At 40.9% G+C, this 14,395-nt stretch carries 16 protein-coding genes; 11 read left to right on the top strand and 5 right to left on the bottom strand.

Annotated elements, in window-relative coordinates:
* The first annotated feature begins 17 nt into the window (after positions 1 to 17).
* The 3 genes from AB5I83_RS05460 (at position 18) to AB5I83_RS05450 (ending at position 1,715) form a co-directional block, all read left to right on the top strand.
* Positions 18 to 932 carry a CBASS cGAMP-activated phospholipase gene (locus tag AB5I83_RS05460; RefSeq protein WP_448973438.1) on the top strand — a complete coding sequence of 305 codons (915 nt, stop codon included), beginning with the start codon at positions 18 to 20 and terminating at the stop codon, positions 930 to 932.
* Positions 933 to 1,039: 107 nt separating this feature from the next.
* Positions 1,040 to 1,309 carry a DUF1292 domain-containing protein gene (locus AB5I83_RS05455; protein WP_226641779.1) on the top strand — a complete coding sequence of 90 codons (270 nt, stop codon included), beginning with the start codon at positions 1,040 to 1,042 and terminating at the stop codon, positions 1,307 to 1,309.
* 136 nt (positions 1,310 to 1,445) lie between these two features.
* The gene (locus AB5I83_RS05450; RefSeq protein WP_167830812.1) at positions 1,446 to 1,715 is read left to right on the top strand and encodes a hypothetical protein; all 270 of its coding nucleotides are present in this window, start codon (positions 1,446 to 1,448) and stop codon (positions 1,713 to 1,715) included.
* A 202-nt stretch (positions 1,716 to 1,917) separates the two neighbouring features.
* Here AB5I83_RS05450 and AB5I83_RS05445 read toward each other — a convergent pair whose 3' ends face one another.
* Together AB5I83_RS05445 and AB5I83_RS05440 are read right to left on the bottom strand one after the other, a co-directional pair.
* Positions 1,918 to 3,978, bottom strand: coding sequence for a hypothetical protein (locus AB5I83_RS05445; RefSeq protein WP_448973436.1), 2,061 nt, complete (start codon positions 3,976 to 3,978; stop codon positions 1,918 to 1,920).
* Positions 3,979 to 4,094: 116 nt separating this feature from the next.
* On the bottom strand, positions 4,095 to 5,243 hold the full coding sequence (locus tag AB5I83_RS05440; RefSeq protein ID WP_448973434.1) for a glycoside hydrolase family 18 protein: 1,149 nt from the start codon (positions 5,241 to 5,243) through the stop codon (positions 4,095 to 4,097).
* Positions 5,244 to 5,398: 155 nt separating this feature from the next.
* Here AB5I83_RS05440 and AB5I83_RS05435 point away from each other — a divergent pair, with 155 nt between their 5' ends.
* The 4 genes from AB5I83_RS05435 (at position 5,399) to AB5I83_RS05420 (ending at position 8,422) form a co-directional block, all read left to right on the top strand.
* Positions 5,399 to 6,190, top strand: a complete 792-nt coding sequence (locus tag AB5I83_RS05435) for an alpha/beta fold hydrolase (RefSeq protein ID WP_448973432.1) — start codon at positions 5,399 to 5,401, stop codon at positions 6,188 to 6,190.
* 79 nt (positions 6,191 to 6,269) lie between these two features.
* The gene (locus AB5I83_RS05430) at positions 6,270 to 6,563 is read left to right on the top strand and encodes a DUF3219 family protein (RefSeq protein WP_448973930.1); all 294 of its coding nucleotides are present in this window, start codon (positions 6,270 to 6,272) and stop codon (positions 6,561 to 6,563) included.
* 3 nt (positions 6,564 to 6,566) lie between these two features.
* Positions 6,567 to 7,559 carry an LLM class flavin-dependent oxidoreductase gene (locus AB5I83_RS05425; RefSeq protein WP_448973430.1) on the top strand — a complete coding sequence of 331 codons (993 nt, stop codon included), beginning with the start codon at positions 6,567 to 6,569 and terminating at the stop codon, positions 7,557 to 7,559.
* 146 nt (positions 7,560 to 7,705) lie between these two features.
* Positions 7,706 to 8,422 (top strand): YebC/PmpR family DNA-binding transcriptional regulator, encoded by a 717-nt coding sequence (locus AB5I83_RS05420; RefSeq protein WP_167830818.1) that lies wholly within the window; start codon positions 7,706 to 7,708, stop codon positions 8,420 to 8,422.
* Positions 8,423 to 8,499: 77 nt separating this feature from the next.
* On the opposite strand, the gene AB5I83_RS05415 is transcribed toward AB5I83_RS05420, so the two are convergent.
* Positions 8,500 to 8,826: an Mpo1-like protein gene (locus AB5I83_RS05415; protein WP_448973428.1), complete on the bottom strand. Its 327-nt coding sequence runs from the start codon at positions 8,824 to 8,826 to the stop codon at positions 8,500 to 8,502.
* A 275-nt stretch (positions 8,827 to 9,101) separates the two neighbouring features.
* On the opposite strand from AB5I83_RS05415, the gene AB5I83_RS05410 reads away from it, so the two are divergent.
* Positions 9,102 to 10,151, top strand: a complete 1,050-nt coding sequence (locus AB5I83_RS05410) for a mechanosensitive ion channel family protein (RefSeq protein WP_448973427.1) — start codon at positions 9,102 to 9,104, stop codon at positions 10,149 to 10,151.
* Positions 10,152 to 10,237: 86 nt separating this feature from the next.
* Here the strand turns inward: AB5I83_RS05410 and AB5I83_RS05405 are convergent, their stop codons facing one another.
* Entirely contained in the window at positions 10,238 to 10,882 is a 645-nt protein-coding gene (locus AB5I83_RS05405; protein ID WP_448973425.1) for an SDR family oxidoreductase, read from the bottom strand.
* 197 nt (positions 10,883 to 11,079) lie between these two features.
* Between AB5I83_RS05405 and AB5I83_RS05400 the strand changes: the two genes are divergently transcribed.
* Complete coding sequence (locus AB5I83_RS05400; RefSeq protein ID WP_226641786.1) at positions 11,080 to 11,271, top strand: YbxH family protein; 192 nt, start codon at positions 11,080 to 11,082, stop codon at positions 11,269 to 11,271.
* 74 nt (positions 11,272 to 11,345) lie between these two features.
* On the opposite strand, the gene AB5I83_RS05395 is transcribed toward AB5I83_RS05400, so the two are convergent.
* Entirely contained in the window at positions 11,346 to 12,587 is a 1,242-nt protein-coding gene (locus AB5I83_RS05395) for a dicarboxylate/amino acid:cation symporter (RefSeq protein ID WP_448973423.1), read from the bottom strand.
* A 210-nt stretch (positions 12,588 to 12,797) separates the two neighbouring features.
* On the opposite strand from AB5I83_RS05395, the gene AB5I83_RS05390 reads away from it, so the two are divergent.
* Both AB5I83_RS05390 and AB5I83_RS05385 read left to right on the top strand, forming a co-directional pair.
* Positions 12,798 to 13,361, top strand: a complete 564-nt coding sequence (locus AB5I83_RS05390) for a class I SAM-dependent methyltransferase (RefSeq protein WP_448973421.1) — start codon at positions 12,798 to 12,800, stop codon at positions 13,359 to 13,361.
* Between the two features lie 72 nt (positions 13,362 to 13,433).
* On the top strand, positions 13,434 to 14,393 hold the full coding sequence (locus AB5I83_RS05385) for a nucleoside hydrolase (RefSeq protein WP_448973419.1): 960 nt from the start codon (positions 13,434 to 13,436) through the stop codon (positions 14,391 to 14,393).
* The last annotated feature ends 2 nt before the right edge of the window (positions 14,394 to 14,395 follow it).

The following is a 14,395-nucleotide window of genomic DNA, read 5'->3' as shown; positions in this document are numbered from 1 at the left end:
CGAACCGGGGGAATTTCATGAAAATGCTATGCATTGACGGTGGCGGTATAAGGGGCATTTTCCCGATTGCCATCCTCCAAAACATAGAAGAAGAGTTTGGAAAGCCTGTTGGCGAACTGTTTGATGTTATCTCAGGGACAAGTACAGGGGCGATCATCGCTGCTTCAGCGGCTCTGAATACTTCCATGCAAGAGGTGATGGGGAGATATGAGACATACGGAGAAAAGATATTTTTAAGAAAATCCAAAATCGGACTCTTCAAAAGTGTCTATAGTGACAGTTATTTACGCCGGCTGTTAAAACAGGCCTTCAAGGATATCACTCTCGCTCAAATTGAAAAACCTTTATTGATACCAGCTGTTGATATAACCCATGGAAAACCCTATGTCCATCGATCAGACTTTGGACACTCTTCCGAAAAAGAGTTATCAATAAAGTTGTGGGATGCCGTTTTATCGTCCTGTTCAGCTCCCATCTACTTCCCGCCAAACAATGTAAACAATCAATATCTTTCGATAGATGGGGGATTATGGGCCAATAACCCTTCATTGGTTTGTGTAACTGAAGCCTTGCACCATTTTAAAATTGGCCTCAATGACATTCAAATTATGTCAATTGGGACAGGCCAACAGAAGATCGATTTTACAATGGAGGAGGAACGACACTGGGGAATCCGCCAATGGCTCCCGTTCCAATTCCCTTCATTGAAGGTTACGCCAAAGTTATTGGATCTGGCAATGGACTTGTCCTCTGAATCCGTTTCTTATCACTGCAGGCTTTTGCTAGGGAATCATTACTTCCGCATTAATTCAGAGTTATCGGAAGAAGTTCCGTTTGACGATTTTACAAGTATGGCAAAATTAAAGGAGCTAGGGCACAAAGTTTTTAATGATAATAAAAAGGATATAGATGCATTTTTATCACAAAAATAAATATGCGTTAGACTGGCATAATCAGTCATTTTAACTTAGTCTTAAAAAGAATGTGGTTTTAATTGTAATTGGATAAAAGCTTTTTTAAATGACAGGAGGGCATTTCTATGGAAAAACTTGAAGTTGGCGAAGTATTCACAATAAGTGATGAAAATGATGCAGAGCAAGAGGTAGAGGTTATTGGGACAGTGACAATAGAGGGCACTGACTATGCAGCAGTAAGCTTCGTGGATGATCTGCAAACGGAAACAGATGAAGATATCGATATCTTTTTCTTAAAAGTGGATGAGGATGGAGACTTAGCAGCCATTGAGTCGGATGAAGAATTCGAAAAAGTTTCTTCCGCGTTTGATGAAATGCTGAATGAAGAAGAGTAATGCACAGGAGAAAGGTTAATCCTTTCTCTTTTTTTGGTATTATTGAATATAGGCAAGCCGGTTCACGTAAAAATGTTGTAAATAGAAGGAAATCAAACGACTTTGTCGAATTGTTTTTTGGAAGGAGTTGATTCCATTGGATAGCGTCATTCTTGTCACCTTTAAAATTAAGGGAATTCCCATACCTATCAAAATAGCATCTACTAACGAACCCACCAGGGAGCAAATACTGAAGAAAATCACTGACTTGGCGAATGGATATGACTTATCTGGCGAAATCCAATTCAAGAAGCTCCTTAAAGAAAACGGCCATAAAATGTTTATCTACGAAATCGGCGATAAAAAATGCATGGTGCTCGTAGAAAAGCTCGAGAAGATTAAAGAGTTTGAAGAGATTGATTCTTAGTCCAGATCCTCTTTGAATTTATAATTTCTTATTTAAAAAACCCAGAGGCATAAGCCCTGGGTTATTTTACGTCAAAGTATGATTTAGATGCAGTTTTTTGATAAGGATCACATATTGTAAATAATTCAAAGTCCCAAAGTCGATTGGATTAGGTATAGATTTAATCGGTGAAACAGAAGATGATAACTCTACGGTCAACTAATTATTCAATACTTTCGCTATAATCCACTGTCATAAGCAAGGTATTTTCCAGGCTGCTTATTTCGGTCTTCAGGTAACCGATAGAATTTTTTGTTTCGGCAATGTTTCCATCTTCAAAAGAAATATAATTTATATTTTCTTCCCACAAAAGTTGTTCGTCCTGTTTTTTATCATTTTTACCAAGAGCAAGAGCCAACGATTCGCCACAGCTCCGGTATAGGGACTGTTCTCGACGTTTGTGGGCGTTTAGCCAAAGAACCGACTTCATTAAGCCCCCCCATAATCCGGTAAAGCTCTCATTATGGATAGGACTGCTTGTAAATTGGTAGAATGATTGTTTTTCGCCGGAATGGAACTGGACATCCGATTTAACGGATGAGGAGAAGTGGACATCTCCGGACAGCAATACAGAGTACGAAGGGTCCCAGGAAGCGACTTGTGATATAAAAGCATGAAAGCCTTTGCCATTATATTTCCAGCCATCAAAATCAAAAGAAGTCTGGACGGGGAAACCCAAAACTTTGAATCGATATACATACTTGTGGAGAAAGGATTCAATTAATCCCATCCCATAAAAGGGCGTGGGGGAAACGATATTCAGCGGCGTTTTTCTTTCCCAGCCGCTCTGCATTAATTTGTGGCTTATATCTTTCCAGCCTGCTTCGCTGATCAATAGAGGTGTTCGTGTTGTTTCTTCGATCACGCTGCCGAGTTTAACCCCCTCCGGTCTCGGGTCGAACTCCCGCTGGGTCCTTGTATCAAGGAAAACGGTTTTTGGATTGGTTGGTGCAATGAAATGCCAGGAATGATAGTCCCATAGATGATTCAAACCATTCATATAGCCATCTGAATCAATGCTGGATGATATAAAGTTTTTAACTTGCTTTAAAAATTCACTGGCAAAGTTTTCGGGTTCATTGCCCCAGCCCTGGAATAGCCAGTAGGCAGCAAGTCCGTTACCGATGATATGCTTTCCTAAAGCGGAATTTCTTACAGCAGAAGTCCACTTATTGGATATGTTCCAATCATCGGTCAAATCGTGGTCATCAAAGATCATATAGGTTGGCGTGTTTGCCATTAAGCGTCTTGCCGCAGACAGTGATACAACAAAGTCCCTGACGTTATCTATTTGCTCCTCGTACCTAGCTTCCAGCCTGGTTAATTCCTTTTTTCTCTTTTTATCATGATCCAATTTCAGGTGTAGTTTATCGCCTTCTTGTAACTGTTGAAAAGAAAGGAGCAGCTCTTTTTCGTGGATATAGTCCCAAATTTCAGGGCTCCAGCTGAACATATACATTGCCGCATATTCACCAAAAGAAATCAGATGGTTATCACCTTTCCTTGTTGAAAAATTGGCGAGATGTTCAATTAAGAATTGCCTACCATTCACCTTGTCCAGCCGGGGAATTAAATTTTCTGGGATCAGTTCGTTCAATTTATCCCTTTCGCTGTCTCCGAGCAATTCCTTGCCAAGTTCCGTCATGATGGGCAGGAGTGGATCAGCAACATCATCAGCATATATCTGGTCTCCCATTAAAAATAAAGCATTCGGTCTTTCTGTAAGATCCAGGTGATTGTTTTCAACCAGTACATCTGCTGCAAAAAGAGCGTCATCTCCATGGCCATGGGGCTTTCGGCAAGAGCCATACAATAAGTTATCTGACTCGCTTTCATGGTTTATAGAAAACGAAGGATACTTAAGATTTCCGTATACGATTGAGCGGGGATTTTCAGGATCCAGCAGGTTATAACTGTCCAAAGTACGGACTTGTCGCCCTTTTTTAAAAATCAAATCATAACCGAGGAGAGTGCAAGGAGGAAAATGTAAATGATCTGGGGAAATCTTAAGCAAATAGATATATAGATTATCGCCCGCTTTAAAGGTGTTTGCCACAGTGTGTGTACGTAAAGGTATATATTGATACTTTTCGTCACTACTAGACTCGATCTGGAATAGTTGAGCATCGATTTCAACCTTAGAGCTTAATGCGATCCAAATATATACGGAAGAAGGTTCGACCCTTCTAATGATTGGCCCGGATAAAATTGCCGGTAATTTCATTCATTTGTTCACCACCGTAAAGTTCTTTACTGCTAACTTATTCATGCAATAACTAAACGGTGTCCTACAGAACCAAGGACTATAAAGAAAAGGAAGCCAATTAAGGCTTCCTTCATTTATTTCCTCGAATAGTAACGATTATCTTCCTGTTTCTTTAGTTCTCCTGCGATCAGGGCTGTGGCACTATGCTTCCCTTTTGCGTCCAATCCCGCTTCCCATAGCATCATGCCGCCCAGTTTTTGAGAGAGAGCAAGATCGGTTTTCTTTATCAATGTGGAATGGCCATTATAATGGTATGTCGTTCCATTCAACACAACCTGATCCTTACTGGCATTATCGGGGGGATGATTGATGAGAGCTTCGAATGAAACCTGTTTGACCGAAGGGTCTTCAGGCTGAGCATAGAGAGGCACTCCCAGGGTCAGCTTTTCTCTCGAATATCCTTGCTTGTCGAATAGCGCCGTCCAGTAGGCTACTATATTAGCAGAATAAGAGTAAGGTGATAGATTGGCTGCATTATACTCTCCGTCCCATTGGCCATCATATGCCATCAAATTGACATGGTCAAAGTACTTGAACATGGATGGCTCAAATACGACTGAGTCGATTTCTGTCCCTGTTACGCTATGGACCTTGGCGTTTACCGCTATAGACAGTTCTTTCCCTTTAGGCGTCAACTGTTCACTTAACTCTTTAGCAAATTCAGCCAGATAGCGGGCATCTTCTTTTGAGCGCGGGTGCTCGAAATCGATGTCGACTCCATGAAGCTTTTCTTTCTCTGTAAAACTCACAAGCTCGTGAACTAGTTTATTTCTTGAGGCAGGGCTTGAGATAGCTGCCTTAAAATAGTCATAAGATTCTCCGCCATTTATATGATACCAGCCACCGATGGCCAAAATGACCTTGGTATCATATTTTTGCGCATTAGCAACAACTGCCCTTAAATTTTTGACGGCATGATCACCATTTATCAGCATGCTGCCATCCTTGTTTGGATGGGCAAACGAAAAAATTACATGTGTAAGGTTATCGTAATCAATATCGGCAGGATTCCTGAAATCCTGGACATAGCCTATTAACACCTTGGATTCTTGTACTTTCAACTTCGGTTCTTTTTTGAAACCAGGAACTTTGATTGAATGTGAAGCTTGAGCACTGCTTGCTACCGGATTGATTTTTTGAGAATTTGAATATATTGTTCCAGATATAAAGCCCCCAATGAAGGTGAATATGACAATCATCAGAGGCAGGAAAGTTTTTTTCATTAAAAGATCCTCCCGAGTTTATTCAACCTCAAAATTGTAACAGAGAAAACACCACTATAGCTGTGGAAAAATCAGCCTATATATACAGGTGATAGATTAATAAATGAGTATGGAGGGAATATAATAACTATACTTAATGATGGGAGCAGATCGCTATGGACTTAAAAAGAGCAATGATTGGGAATATTGAAGTAAGCTATTTTGATGAAGGCAAAGGAAAACCAATGATCCTTATACATGGTTTTGCGGGGAGCAAGGAATATTGGGATAAAATCATTCCACAATTGGCAACCGAAAACAGGGTCATTGCAATCGATTTGCCTGGACACGGAGAGTCCGGCATGAGCAAGGATCGATATACAATCGAAGACATGGCAGGAACAATCAAGGGACTAATGGATCATTTAGAAGTGAATAAAGTAACCATGTTCGGTCATTCTCTTGGAGGGTATATCACACTGGCCTTTGCAGAGGAATATCATCAGTATTTAAACGGGTTTTCTTTGGTGCATTCGACGGCAAATCCAGATTCGGAGGAAGCAAAGGAAGCCAGGGAAACCAATGCAAAGAAAATCCAGGAAGAAGGAGCAGAATCATTCATCGATGGACTTTCAAAGAAGCTATTTTCTCCTGAAAATACAGAAGTGAATGCAAAGGAAATAGAAGAGACTGTCAACATCGGGTTGAAGACGAGTGAGAAGGGACTTGTCAGCGCATTGCTTGCAATGAAGAACCGCCCCGACCGAAACCATGTGTTGAAGGAGACTGATCTTCCCGTACTCCTGATAGCAGGCGAACAGGACCAAATCATACCTGCCGAGAAAACGTTCACTGTAACCAAAGGAAATATCGAAAAAAAGAAGATTCAAGGCGCTGGCCATATGAGCATGTATGAACAGCCTGAAGAACTTGTTAAGGTAATGAAGGATTTTCTAGCAGAAATATAATGATCAGCCTGTCCACTTAGGGCAGGATTTTTTTTATTCCATTCAAAAATGATAGTATGGAATGAAGCAAGTTAAAGGAGTGGAGAATTTGGTTGATACAATTTTATTAGATGGACATCCCATCGTAATCAATAAATATAACCCGGACACGATAAGTGGGCTTGATCTCATCTCAGTTGAGTTTACCGTGAAAAGTGAGGAGTATCATCAAGTAACGACATTATTGTATGCAGGAGAATTCCATGTACAGGTCCCGGCTGAGAATAAAGCATTTAGGGGAAAAATCATTGAGTATTCAACATCCATTACCAACCTGTATAAAAGCGGGCAGGTTGGAACCTTCAAACTAGTTTTAAGGGAAGTAGAGGAGTAAGCCATGAGATTAAGCATACTTGATCAGGCTCCTATCTCAGCGGGCCAGACAGCAAGAGAAGCTCTGGAACAATCCGTATTGCTTGCGCAGACTGCTGAAAGTCTGGGTTATACGCGTTTCTGGATGGCAGAGCACCATGATATACCTGGCCTGGCATGTCCAGCACCTGAAGTGATGCTCCCTTATATTGGTGCAAAGACAAACAAGATCCGGCTTGGATCTGGCGCTGTTTTACTTCCACACTATAAACCATACAAAGTCGCGGAGCTTTATAATCTACTTGCCACATTGTTTCCGGACAGGATCGATATTGGAATCGGCCGTGCACCAGGGGGGTCTGCTGAAGTGACCAATGCTTTGTCAGACAACTTCCTGCAAAATGTTTGGAAACTGCCTGAATCATTGAAGGACTTGCTCCATTTCATCAGAAACAATCACCCTGAAAACAGTGAACATGCTAAAATCAATGCTGCACCCTTACCCGATGTCCGTCCAGAACCCTGGCTTCTTGGGACGAGTAAAAAAAGTGCTTTGCTAGCAGCTGAATATGGTATGGCTTATGCGTTCGGGTTGTTTATGAGCGATAAGGACCCACAGGACATATTACAAGCTTATTATGAGTCATTCAAACCAGGAAGTACCCCATCTCCGCAAATCATTTTGTGTGTTTCGGCAATTTGCGCTGATACTTCTGAACAAGCAGAAGAAATCGCCTTAAGTTCTCTAATTTGGAGCATCCAGCAGGGAAATGGAGAAGGTACATCCGGCATACCTTCAATTAAAACCGCTAAGGAATTCAAGTTATCTGCAGAAGCATATGAAACACTAGAAAACATGAAGCAAAAAATGCTCATAGGAGATCCTAAGCAAGTAAAAGAGAGATTGCTTGAATTGTATAAGAAATATTCCCCTGATGAAATCATGTTATTGTCTATCACACATGCACCAGAGGACCGAATAAAATCGTATGAACTGATAGCGGAAGAATTACTTTAGATGGTGAGGGGGACAATCCTCAGCTGGCTTGATGTATACTAACCTCTTAACAAATCTTTCATTTAAGGTATAATATTATCTGTGAGCAGCAGCTGCATCATGTTGATATGCAGTTATCTGATATAAGTTGAAAGAGAGTGGAAAATATGGGTCGTAAATGGAACAACATTAAAGAGAAGAAGGCGTCCAAGGACGCAAATACAAGCAGGGTTTATTCAAAATTCGCGCTTGAGATTTATGTTGCAGCCAGACAAGGAGAGCCAAATCCAGAATCCAACCAGGCACTGAAGTTCGTCCTTGAAAGAGCGAAGACATATAATGTACCAAGAGTCATTATTGATCGTGCAATCGAAAAAGCCAAGGGCGGCGGTGAAGAAAGTTATGATGAGCTTCGATACGAAGGCTTTGGTCCTAATGGTTCAATGGTGATTGTTGATGCACTTACAAACAATGTAAACCGTACAGCTTCAAATGTGCGCGCGGCCTTTGGAAAGAACGGCGGCAACATGGGAGTAGCTGGTTCCGTTTCTTATATGTTCGACAAAACTGCGGTAATCGGTTTTGAAGGTAAATCAGCTGATGAGGCGCTCGAAATATTGATGGAAGCGGATGTTGATGCACGCGATATCCTTGAAGAAGACGATTCCATCATTATTTATGGCGAACCTGAACAATTCCACGCTATCCAAGAAGCGTTCAGGAATGCTGGAATCACCGATTTTACTGTTGCTGAACTGACCATGCTGCCTCAAAATGAAATTAATCTTGACGAAGAATCACAGGCTCAATTCGAGAAGCTGGTTGATGCCCTTGAAGATTTAGAGGATGTCCAGCAGGTATACCATAATGTTGATTTAGCTTAAATAAACTTTACAAAAACAAACCCATTCTACATTGGAATGGGTTTGTTTTTAGTCTTTGATATTCAGGACTAATACCTTTATGCGGCCAATTTATATTTGGCCAGTTCCTTATCCAATTTACCTAATAAGATTAAACGGTACATGCGGAAATCTGCACGGAGTGACCAGACTGGGTGCCCGAATGTAGCTGGCTTGTTGCCTTCAATAAAGAAATGGCTAAACCACGCGAACGCGTAAGCAGTAACTGGCGCCAGCAATATCAACCAGAAGTTCAAGGTGATCAATGCAGCGATTATAAATACGAAAACGAAACTGGTACCGACAAAATGCCATCCTCTTGTAGAACGTTTACTATGCTGCGATAAGTAGAAGGGCCAGAATTCTTCATAATCTTTAAACTCCATTTTCAACCTCCTAATATTATTTACTATATATTTCTATGTGTAAGTGAAAATCCCTCTAAATTCACCTATACACACATTTCTTATAATAAGAAAGGCAAAATTTCATAAAGCCAATTACACCATTGCTTGGTTGTCTTACTTTCTGCATAACGACGATATATCTTGTACGGTTGAGTATTCCTGAAATTTTCCGGTTTAACGCTTTCCAACCTCAGACGTTTAACCCTCTTGTTTTACAGGAATAGACTCATATATTGAGATTGCAGGTGGTACACATGGTAGATACATTTATTCGGGATATTTCGCGCGGGGAAATAATTAGACTGGCGATATTTTTAGTGATAATAATAATAGGAAATTGGCTGATCAAGAGGACCGCTAAGTATACGGCAGCAAAAAATTCGAGATTTTTTCAAAGGGCACTACCCATCATAGATTCCCTTGCGGATTGGGTAACTTTTTATGGAATCATCATTTTGCTTCTTTTAACTTTTTCGAAGACAAAGTGGTTATTTTACCCGCTATATACACATGGGGAAGTGGATGTAACAGTCTTGCTGATTGTCATAGCCTTCTTGATCGTGTCACTTGCGCACAGGCTTATTAAACTATTGAATAAGTATATATTATCTTCTGTCTATGAGTATTATGGAGTGGACAGGGGATTAGGGTATACGTTCAACCAAATCATTTATTATACTGTTATGTTTGCAGCCCTAGCTGTCAGCTTGACAAGTGTAGGGATTAATCTCACGGCTATCGGGGCAGTTTTTGGTGTTCTAGGCATTGGTATTGGTTTCGGAATGAGGAATGTTGCCGGTAACTTTGTATCAGGTATCATTATTTTGTTTGAAAGGCCGATTGAGGTAGGAGAAATCATCCAAATCAATAACACAGTCGGCCGGGTTGAAAATATCCGCTTGAGATCCACAATTATCCGGACGGCAAAAGAGGGGACATTGATTGTTCCGAACCAGTATTTTATCGAGCAGATCGTCAAGAATCGAACTAGTGCTAGGATGATGGCCCAGGTGAAGGTAAGCGTCGCTTTTGGGACAGATACACATCTAGTACAGACATTGCTTGAACAAGCAGTCAATGAAATCAAGGAAAAAGAAGAGGGAGTCCTTGATTCCCCGGAGCCAGATATCCGTTTTATCGATTTTAATAGCAAGGCGATGGAGTTCCTTATTGAAATACCAGTCGTAAACTTTGAGATCAAAGAAAAGATTGAAAGTAAATTAAGACATATGGTCGCAGTAATTTTTGTCGAAAAAAATATTCAGCTGCCGGCTATTACCCTCCAAGTTAGTGACACGAATTGAACTGTGTGCGTTAATGCAATGAGTCCCATAGTATAAAAAAAAGAGAGTTTACCATGCGTTGAGGTAAACTCTCTTTTTGTTTCATATTAAACTCCTTTAATGGCTTCTTCAATTTCAGTATCACCGGAAATTAAGTCGAATGATTTTTTGAATGTATTCTTTTCATTCAGGCAAGCCAAGATGGTTTTTGCTACATCAATTCTTGGGATGCTGCCAGTTTTCAAGTTATCGGCAATTTCAATTTTACCTGTTCCAGGTTCGTTCAATAATCCGCCCGGCCTGATGATGGTGTAGTCCAGGCTGCTCTGGAGCAAAGCCCGATCAGCATAATGCTTTGCGACATAATAAGGTTTGATGACGTCAGCCCAGTTTTCCCGGTTGTTTGCCTGGAGGGCACTGACCATGATGAATCGGTCAATTCCAGCCTGTTCTGAAGCTTCTACCGTTTTCACTGCACCGTCCAGATCTACTAAAAGTGTTTTATCAAGACCTGTATGCCCCCCTGAGCCTGCTGCGAATACCACCGCGTCGCAGCCTTTTGCTGCAGATGCGATATCCTCAACAGAACCTTCGAGGCTTGCAATGACAGTTTCAATTCCTCTTTCCTCAAACTGAGCTGTTTGTTCAGGTTTTCTCAGCATCGCTCTTACTTCATGATCGGTGCTTTCATTAAGCAAATCGACAAGGTGTTTGCCAATCTGGCCATTAGCACCTACGACAAGTACTTTCATCAGATATACCTCCTAAAAAAGGATTAAATTTGATCCTATTTATTCAAGGATTATTTAAGACCATATGTATATAATCTCCCCTTTAATCATGATTGTAAAAGAATTAGCTTTTGAATGAGATAAAAGCTAAAGGAGTGGTATTTTCGCAATTCAATAGGGAATACAAAAAGGAGATACAATACTGGAGGGATGAAAGAATGGGAGCTATTGAACGAAGCGGTTATGTATTTGAACCAGAATACAGTGTAATCAGTCAGGATGGAGCTATACATGTTTACCATAAAGGAGAATTTATCGAGGAAATCAAATTTACTTTTAATGGGCAAGGACCGGATCTTGATCAGATCGAAAAGTTAATTGACGAATATTGTAACACCCATGAAATGTAAGAGAATGCTTGGCGGTTTTAAACCAGGCATAATGAAACAGCTGCTCTAAAAACGAGCAGCTGATCATTAATTTCTTATGCTGTTACATTCTCGTCAATTTCAACTTCTCCTAATGTTTCACCTTCAGAGCGGGCAACATAGACTGCGCATGCGGCATCTCCGGTAATATTCACTGCAGTTCTGCACATATCAAGAAGACGGTCCACCCCTAGAACTAGAGCGATAGCTTCCACAGGCAGGCCAACAGAAGTTAACACCATTGACAGCATGATCAATCCCACTCCAGGAACGCCAGCTGTTCCGATACTCGCCAGTGTAGCAGTTAATATGACTGTCAGCAGCTGCCCGATTCCAAGATCAGCTCCATAAACCTGGGCAATGAATATAGTCGCAACCCCTTGCATGATTGCCGTTCCATCCATATTGATGGTAGCTCCAAGCGGCTGCACGAAACCACTTATGCTTTTGGAAACTTTGAGATTATTTTGCAGTGTTTTCATTGAAATAGGCAAGGTAGCCGCACTGCTGGATGTGCTGAATGCAACAATCATTGCGGGTGAGAATTCTTTTATAAACTTGAATGGATTCAATTTTCCAAGTAATGATACCGCCGAACCGTATGTGATGACCATATGAAGCAGTAGGACGAACAATACAACGAACATATATTTGCCCATCGCGGAGATTGCCTCTAATCCCTGGCTGCCAATCGCGGTAGCAATCAAACCGAAAGCGCCATATGGGGCAAATTTCATGACTGCCTGAACCAAATACATCATGACCTCATTTGCCTGTTCGACCAGTTTGATTAATCCGGATGCTTTTTCGCCAACTCTTGCGATTCCAAATCCAATGATGATGGAAAAAGCGATTACTTGAAGCATCGAGCCCTCGACCATCGCACCAAGAGGATTGGCTGGGATGATATTCAATAATGTTTCAATGACAGGCGGTGCCTCAGCAGCTTCGAAGGTTGCCCCATCCAATTGGAAGCTGCCCGAACCTGGTTGCACCAGCAAGGCAATCCCAATGGCCAATACCAGTGCAATTGCTGTCGTGACTAGAAAGAAAGAAATCGTCTTTCCGCCAATTCTGCCAAGCTTCTTAGGATCGCTGATTCCTGCAGTTCCAAGAATCAATGAAACAATTACAATCGGTACAACAAGCATTTTGATCAAATTGACAAAGATTTTACCAAGGGGAACAAATAAATAACTATTGACTGTTTCGAACACTCCAGGCAAGGCTAAGTTAAAAATAAGACCAACAATGATACCCAAACCCATCCCATAAAGAATCTTGCGAGTCAGCGACATTTTATCTCCTCCTAAAAATAAAATAATGAAAATGAAAGCGCTTACTAAAATAACTGATAATTATAAATATTTAGATATATTTAAAGTATGACTATTTTCGAAAGAGATAGCGAAATATTCCACTGATATTTTTTAAATGCAAATTATAGATTAGAGAGCCATCCATATATGGTATATTTTTAATAAGATTTTTGAAGGTAGTGATTGAATATGGACTCAAAAGAAAAGTGGAATCAAAAATATAGTGACAGGCTGACTGATCAGATTCTTCCAGAACCCAATAGAAGGCTGGTAGAGTTGAATGCCTACCTGGACCGCGGATCAGCAATCGACCTCGCTTCTGGCTTAGGAGGAAATAGTATGTATTTGGCAGAGCAGGGCTATGAAGTGACGGCTATTGATATTTCAGAAGTTGCCACCCAATATGTTAGAGAGCAGGCGGATCATTATAAGCTGAATATCACGGCTGCAGTCGCTGACCTTACCAAAGAAACAACTGCTCTTAGCGGCCATAAATATGATTTAGCAGTAATGGCATACTATTTAGACAGATCTTTATTTCCGCTCATAAAGCAAGTTCTTTCTACAGGTGGATATTTGTTTTTTGAAACCTTTTATAAGAATGGAGCAGCTGGGAAACAACAAGTCTCTAACCAATACAAACTGAACTCGAATGAACTGCTAAATGAATTCAAAGAATGGAAGATTCTTTTTTTTGAAGAAAATGAGCAGGAAGGACGACAAACTATTTTTTGCCAAAAAACAACTGAATAGTTGAAACGAATTATATTCAGAATCAAATTGGAATAGATATCATACATGAGGGAAGATCAAAGGGTGGGTGCTATGTATAATATTCTATTGTTTACAGATTCAGGGGTGGATGATTCATTGGCTTTAATGTATGCCTTGTTGCATCCTGAACTTAATGTTGTCGGCGTTGTTACTGGCTACGGAAATATTACGAAGAAACAAGCGATTAATAACACCGCCTATTTATTGAAGCTGGGAGGCAGAGAGGATATTCCGATCATCGCAGGAGCATCTGGTCCTTTATCCGGTGAGCTGGCTACTTTTTATCCCGAGATTCATGGACCTGAAGGCCTTGGCCCGATCAGGCCCCCAGAAAACCTGGGGGAAGTAATGGTTTATGATATTGATAAAATTCTTGATATTGTCAAGCAGTACCCAGATAATCTGGTAATCGTCGGAGTGGGAAGGCAAACGGAACTGGCAATCCCATTTATCCTATATGGCGAAGAAGCGTTCAGGACAGTCAGTGCTGTCTATATCATGGGCGGAGCATTCCTAGTTCCAGGCAATGTCACTGCTGAAGCAGAGGCTAATTTTTACGCCGACCCGATTGCCGCGAATCAAGTACTGGAAAAGGCAAGGAATGTTTTCTTGCATCCGTTGAACATCACCAATAAAGCGATCGTTCCACCGACAGTAATCAATTTTCTTGCCGAAAACAGCCAGTCTCCTTTTAAGGATCTGATCAAACCTGTCTATGATTATTACTTCGAAGCTTATAAAAAGAATGTACCTGGCATCCAGGGTGCGCCACTTCATGATGTAATCACCTTAAGTGCTCTGGTTAACAAAAATCTTGTAAAATATCTTCCAAGAAGAGTAACCGTAGAATTATTTGGAAGGGCAAGAGGGAAAAGCATGGCAGACTTCAGGCCAAAACCGGAGCAGGAGCCTGAAGAGGATTTAGACTGGATTGGCATGGAGGCTGACATTCCTGCTTTTATAGAGGATTTTACCGCGGTATTCATGGGGACAGATACAACTAAAAGCTAGAC

This window comes from Mesobacillus sp. LC4 (assembly GCF_053543455.1).
This window is presented reverse-complemented; position numbering and strand designations above follow the sequence as displayed.

Excerpts from the sequence above, each read along its gene's own strand:
- AB5I83_RS05460 (WP_448973438.1), top strand. The coding sequence starts at position 18 with ATGAAAATGCTATGCATTGACGGTGGCGGTATAAGGGGCATTTTCCCG.
- AB5I83_RS05455 (WP_226641779.1), top strand. The coding sequence starts at position 1,040 with ATGGAAAAACTTGAAGTTGGCGAAGTATTCACAATAAGTGATGAAAAT.
- AB5I83_RS05445 (WP_448973436.1), bottom strand. The coding sequence starts at position 3,978 with ATGAAATTACCGGCAATTTTATCCGGGCCAATCATTAGAAGGGTCGAA.
- AB5I83_RS05440 (WP_448973434.1), bottom strand. The coding sequence starts at position 5,243 with ATGAAAAAAACTTTCCTGCCTCTGATGATTGTCATATTCACCTTCATT.
- AB5I83_RS05435 (WP_448973432.1), top strand. The coding sequence starts at position 5,399 with ATGGACTTAAAAAGAGCAATGATTGGGAATATTGAAGTAAGCTATTTT.
- AB5I83_RS05425 (WP_448973430.1), top strand. The coding sequence starts at position 6,567 with ATGAGATTAAGCATACTTGATCAGGCTCCTATCTCAGCGGGCCAGACA.
- AB5I83_RS05420 (WP_167830818.1), top strand. The coding sequence starts at position 7,706 with ATGGGTCGTAAATGGAACAACATTAAAGAGAAGAAGGCGTCCAAGGAC.
- AB5I83_RS05415 (WP_448973428.1), bottom strand. The coding sequence starts at position 8,826 with ATGGAGTTTAAAGATTATGAAGAATTCTGGCCCTTCTACTTATCGCAG.
- AB5I83_RS05410 (WP_448973427.1), top strand. The coding sequence starts at position 9,102 with ATGGTAGATACATTTATTCGGGATATTTCGCGCGGGGAAATAATTAGA.
- AB5I83_RS05405 (WP_448973425.1), bottom strand. The coding sequence starts at position 10,882 with ATGAAAGTACTTGTCGTAGGTGCTAATGGCCAGATTGGCAAACACCTT.
- AB5I83_RS05400 (WP_226641786.1), top strand. The coding sequence starts at position 11,080 with ATGGGAGCTATTGAACGAAGCGGTTATGTATTTGAACCAGAATACAGT.
- AB5I83_RS05395 (WP_448973423.1), bottom strand. The coding sequence starts at position 12,587 with ATGTCGCTGACTCGCAAGATTCTTTATGGGATGGGTTTGGGTATCATT.
- AB5I83_RS05390 (WP_448973421.1), top strand. The coding sequence starts at position 12,798 with ATGGACTCAAAAGAAAAGTGGAATCAAAAATATAGTGACAGGCTGACT.
- AB5I83_RS05385 (WP_448973419.1), top strand. The coding sequence starts at position 13,434 with ATGTATAATATTCTATTGTTTACAGATTCAGGGGTGGATGATTCATTG.